The organism is Mesorhizobium sp. M0029 (assembly GCF_040323735.1).
Taxonomy (GTDB): Bacteria; Pseudomonadota; Alphaproteobacteria; order Rhizobiales; family Rhizobiaceae; genus Mesorhizobium.
In genome coordinates this window covers 1-4,945 of record NZ_JAMYVF010000054.1, presented here as the reverse complement: position 1 = coordinate 4,945, position 4,945 = coordinate 1, and the positions used below count along the sequence as shown (strand labels likewise).

Genomic DNA, 4,945 nt, shown 5'->3' with positions numbered 1-4,945 from the left:
GCCTCTGTCGTCGTGGCGCTCCCATGAAGAACCTGGCCCATAGCGCATCCTTTGATTCGGACGAAAAGTATGCGCCATCAAAGCCTGGGATCAAACACCTAGGCAGTAGGCTTTTTTTCTCCGGATGTCGATCGCTTGCGGCGGACGAGAAGCCAATGCTCGAAGCCGCCTTTTGAGGTCCAAGGGCGGCGGATGCGTGCCCACTCGTAGAGCCGAGGCCCTTTGGCGCCTTCACCTGCCGCATGACAGGCCCAGTCGTCGGGCTCGAACTCGCTGGCCAGTTCCTCGGGCGAGGTTTCCTCAAACCCACGATCCCCTCCACGGCGCATGAAGTGAGCGCCTCGAACCGCCAAGACATAGGGCTGCTCACGAGCTTCCAGCATCCGGCGAAGGCTGCTGTCCGCCCCGTAGACAGCGTCGCCCAGAACGTAAGCGCACGGGACGCCGGCATCGAGCGCCGCCTCAACCATGGCGCACGCCATCTTTGCTTGGTTGCAAACTCGACCGTCTCCGGGATCGACGCCCTGGCACATCGCGCCCGATCCTTTGCCCAGCTCTCCGGCAGATAAAGGCGGCGATCGACCAGCGCTTGGCCGTAGCGGCTCGTGTAAGCCAAGAACAGGCCGATCTGGCTGTTCTCGATCCGACCCGCCGCTCCCGAGTACTGACGCGCGACACCGGCGGAACGAGCGCCTTTCTTCACAAATCCCGTCTCGTCGACGACCAGGAAGCCATCCTCATCGCCCAACGCCCCACAACATAATCGCGAACCTCGTCTCGCAGCCGGTCAGCGTCCCGGCTGCGCCCCAACAGCGACTGCATCCCATAGGACCGTGTGCGCGCCGACATGCCGCGAGCGGCGAAGGCGGCCCGGTCGGTCGATGGTGGCGCGGAAGGCGAGTGCGGTGATCGGCCCGGCACCTGGAACGCTTATCAGCCGTCGACAGACCTCTTTCTTGCGAACGGACGAACTCTCCCAGCATTGTGGCGAGGATCGTTAGCAGCGGCTCGACCAGCGGCATTACAACCGGATCTGTGCCGGCCAACTCGCGCACACGACCGGCGAAGGCGGTTCGCGACGGCCTGCCCAGCTTGATGCCGGCCTCCCGCAGGATCGCCCGGATCACGGTCTCGATGGTGCACATTTCATTCAGTACCGTGCGGCGGGCGACGAGGAGGGATCTCCAGAGCCGGCACTGCCGGTTCTTCACATGCACCTGCCGATACAGCCGGCGCGCATGATCTGCGCCTGCGCCCGGGCGTAATTCCGATCCGTCTTGTTCGGCATGCCGCATTGGCCCGCCGCGTCTCGATGCAGATAGGAGGCCGACGGCGCACAGCCCGTCGTGAAGCCAGGCCGTCCGCGAACACGCTTGCAGCCCGATCCGCTCCAGGGGCAGATCGACTTTCCGCAGGGCGCACCTGTTCTTCCAACTGGTCAGCCGGCGCTATGAACCCGGCGCCATGCTGATCACGTCGAACCGCAGCGTTGCCGAATGGGGCACCGTGTTCGCCGATCCGGTGGTCGCGACCGCGATCCTCGACCGGCTCCTGCACCACAGCCACGTGCTGACCATCCGCGGCGACAGCTACCGGCTCCGCGCCAAGCGAAACAGCGGCCTCATCAGGCCGCCCGCCGGACCAACCTTCAATCGACATCAATGAACCCGAAGGTGGGGAGCATCATGACGTCTGATGATCGCCGGCCGCAAGTGTGGCTGATGGCCACCATGTGTCGGGAACTGAAACGACGCTCCGCCATCGAGGCCACCATCGGTAACATGAAGACGGCCGACTGGACCGCAACTTCCTCCTCGGCCATTATGGCGATGCGATCAATGCGCTGCTCGTCGCCGCAGGCCAAAATCTGCGCCTGATCCTCAGGTTCTCGCTCTTTGGCTTGCCTGGTGCCTGCAAGGCCTCCAGCCGAAAACGGCAAAATCGGATGTTTCCAGCCGTCTTCACGGGTTAGGAATATCAACGCCTTAGCCGTTATTGAAGGCGACTAATGGCAACTTAGATCAGCGTAGAGACAACATCTGGCAAGTGAAAGCGCTGATACTGTCCTTCAGATGGCGGCCCTGCGCACAGGTACAATTCCCGCTGCCCGCAATCGATTATGATTGAAAAGGCAGTACTGGTATACTCGCGGTCGGAGACCGTTTTAGATACTGCGTCTGGGGCGTTCGTGCGGTCCGCCAAAGCCCGCATGAGGTCATCTACACCAGTTGCGTCATCCCCGGCACGCTTCAGCTCCTCGAGCCGAGCACGACTCGATGGATATACAGCTTGTAACTGCGTTTCATCTTCAAATGCCTGGGTAGTCGCCAGGAGTGTGTGGTTTGTATGAAAAATTCTCGACGCGTTCGGCAGTTCGCACACTCCGGCGCTCGGAGACAGTTCCACGCCAGTAATAAACCCTTCGCGATCACCTAACAAATAGCTGCGCCCCCCCCATGACGGGAAGCTGCTTTAGCGTCTCGACCGCTGATGAGACATTACTCTCGGCAAGTAGCAATCGCCTTACAACCTGACTCGGGATCCCGCTTGTAGATTTGTCTAGCATCACATCATTGGTCAGGAGACCGACACCAGACCTGTTCACGCCAACCCATCCGAGGGTTCCAACTGAGGCCACCATGGCAAGATCGAGACCCTTGCCTCCCACGTGTAGGAAGAAAACCAAGTCGCTGTGCATCTCGGGCGCTGCGTCCCAGTTCTGCCCAAGAACTGCACCTCGTGTTGTTGTAATGGCAAGGCCACTGCAACCACTCTCCGCATGGGCGTCGAAAAATTCAAAACCAATGTAGCAGTAGATATCTATACAATCGCAGTTCGCGCCGCTTGCGATCCCTGCAATCTCTTCAGAAATTTCCGGCGCGCGGTTTTGAAGAATGTTCCACGAAATATTCGCGTTTTCGCGGGCGCGATTTAGAGACACAGGAGAGTAACGCTCCTTCATTTTTGTAATTACGTGGGAAATACGAGTCGCGAACATGCGGCCATGCTGTTGGCCGCGTTGGGCGGAGGTTCCCGAAAGGACTACCACAGGCAGAGTTGCGAGAGGCGATCTATTAATTTCGGCCATGGTCACAATCCAGCTGAGGCAAGCTTCAAAACTGCACGTGCGCGAGCATGCATCCTTGATACAGGATCCCTCATTGCCCGCTTCACAAACATAGCAGCTTCAAATTAGCCGCATTGCACGAACGACCCCTTGTGTATGCAGGAAATCGGCGTTGTGTTTCAGTATGCGCTTAAAATCGACGATTTGCTGGTGGGGAGTGGGAGAGTCTCCACGATGTCGGACACGCTATTTTCTGTGACGGTGGTCAAGTGTGATGGATTGTCGTTTCCGGCTCATGTCTTTGCCACAGGTTGTTTGCTTTGACGGAGAGCGCGAGAAAAGGGATAGTCTCTTGAGACGGCAAGTCGATCTTGGGAGTGGAAAGAACCTGGGGTTGTGGTCGGTCTCAGGCGGACGACCTGGCTACCCGCCGGGCGGTCGACCACGGCGGCGCAGACCTAAGGACGCGGTGAGCACCTCGTGGAGCCAACACATCGGCGGCGTTGGAGGCGAAAACGTAGTCGATCGGAGTCTGACGCAGATCCGTCACCACCTCGTGGCCGGCGGCGTCCCGATCTCCCAAATCATTTCATATCTTCGATGCCGAAGTCAGTCGGCTAACGCCGCCACTGGTATCCGCGCGATCGCCATTTTTGGGAGATGATGCGGCGTCCTCATCCCTCCATGAAGGCGTTCGCCGGGCCCTGGACCGGCGCATCCGATCTATGGGGCGCCCTTTCAAGGGTAGGACACGAGGTGCTCTTCCGCCACGTTCCCGAACCCGTCGGCCCAGTCTGTCGACGTTGCCGCGTGGCCAGCCTGGGCCTCTCAATCGCGAAGGAATCGCCCATCTGCTCTATCATTTCCGGCTCGCCGCCTGGTCGGGCGTCAAGCTGCCCATTGTGATCCTTCGCTGGCGAAAGCTTATATTTAGTCGGCCGGGCCGAAGGACTGCAGAACACGCTCCGGTCGCTGGGCGCTCCGCTCTATCGCCGTAGCGATATTCTGCAACTTCGACGCCGACACCAAGGTGTTGACCTCACGCGCCGATGCGAGCAGCTTTGTGCAGACTACACAATGACGCCGACGCGCTACAACAAAGGAACTCCACGAGAACAGTTCAATCGAAAGCAACCATACCCATCTCAAGAGCGCGATCCGCGACGCTGTTTTGATGCGCGGGACGGGGAGTTCGACAATCTCGACGCTTTGACCTGATGTGGTTGTCTAATCGCTGCTGGGGCGTCAAGCATAATTTCGTTGAGGGGACGCTGCCGGGTGCATGGTTGTCTTCGCGGTCGACATTAGCCGTCGCATGATGGAGCTTCGCGGGTCGAGCGTTCAATGTGGACGACGCACTTTGCTGAATCAGCGATGCAACCCCCATCAGCGGAATGGCTCGTCTCACGCCCCGGCAGGGACACCTTAAGCGTTCAGGTTTTGAACGCTATCCGGATTTATGCGGCGGCTCCAGCATTGGGGTTAAAGGGCTTGCTGGTCTTAAGCATCGTATGCGTTACAACTGCCAGTTTGCGCGCCACAGCCACGGCAGCTCTTTTGAAGCCGATCCTCTCCCGGAGCCGCAGACCCCACGTGCGCAGAGTGCTGTCGGTTGAGTTGCGCGTCAGAATGACCGCCGCCGCTTCGTAGACAAGCCCCCGCAAATGGCGATCGCCACGTCAGGAAATATGACCGTCATAATCGACTACTCCGGATTGCAGGAGTGGGGTTGGGAGACGCTCTTGGGCGCTGGCGACTGTTTTATTTGGGCGTAGCTAGGTGTTTGATCCCAGGCTTTGATGGCGCATACTTTTCGTCCGAATCAAAGGATGCGCTATGGGCCAGGTTCTTCATGGGAGCGCCACGACGACAGAGGCG

The 4,945-nt window shown here is 59.3% G+C and carries 2 protein-coding genes and 5 pseudogenes; 2 read left to right on the top strand and 5 right to left on the bottom strand.

Annotated elements, in window-relative coordinates; genetic code table 11:
• Window positions 1-98: 98 nt before the first annotated feature.
• Window positions 99-703, bottom strand: a pseudogene (locus tag NKJ76_RS32170) (IS701 family transposase).
• Between the two features lie 114 nt (window positions 704-817).
• Window positions 818-1,418 (bottom strand): annotated as a pseudogene (locus NKJ76_RS32165) (transposase); the annotation flags it as partial.
• Between NKJ76_RS32165 and NKJ76_RS32160 the strand changes: the two are divergent.
• Window positions 1,417-1,665: pseudogene (locus NKJ76_RS32160) on the top strand (ATP-binding protein); the annotation flags it as partial. The pseudogenes NKJ76_RS32165 and NKJ76_RS32160 overlap by 2 nt on opposite strands.
• A 62-nt stretch (window positions 1,666-1,727) precedes the next feature.
• Window positions 1,728-1,989: pseudogene (locus NKJ76_RS32155) on the top strand (hypothetical protein); the annotation flags it as partial.
• 27 nt (window positions 1,990-2,016) lie between these two features.
• On the opposite strand, the gene NKJ76_RS32150 reads toward NKJ76_RS32155, so the two are convergent.
• The 3 genes and pseudogenes from NKJ76_RS32150 to NKJ76_RS32140 form a co-directional block, all read right to left on the bottom strand.
• Window positions 2,017-2,406, bottom strand: a complete 390-nt coding sequence (locus tag NKJ76_RS32150; RefSeq protein WP_352539208.1) for a carcinine hydrolase/isopenicillin-N N-acyltransferase family protein — start codon at window positions 2,404-2,406, stop codon at window positions 2,017-2,019.
• A gap of 22 nt (window positions 2,407-2,428) precedes the next feature.
• The gene (locus NKJ76_RS32145) at window positions 2,429-3,088 is read right to left on the bottom strand and encodes a C45 family autoproteolytic acyltransferase/hydrolase (RefSeq protein WP_352539207.1); all 660 of its coding nucleotides are present in this window, start codon (window positions 3,086-3,088) and stop codon (window positions 2,429-2,431) included.
• A gap of 1,436 nt (window positions 3,089-4,524) precedes the next feature.
• Window positions 4,525-4,839 (bottom strand): annotated as a pseudogene (locus NKJ76_RS32140) (IS110 family transposase); the annotation flags it as partial.
• Window positions 4,840-4,945 lie beyond the last annotated feature (106 nt).

Bases quoted from the DNA above. Each gene is read 5' to 3' on its own strand.
- NKJ76_RS32145 (WP_352539207.1), bottom strand. From the start codon at position 3,088: ATGGCCGAAATTAATAGATCGCCTCTCGCAACTCTGCCTGTGGTAGTC.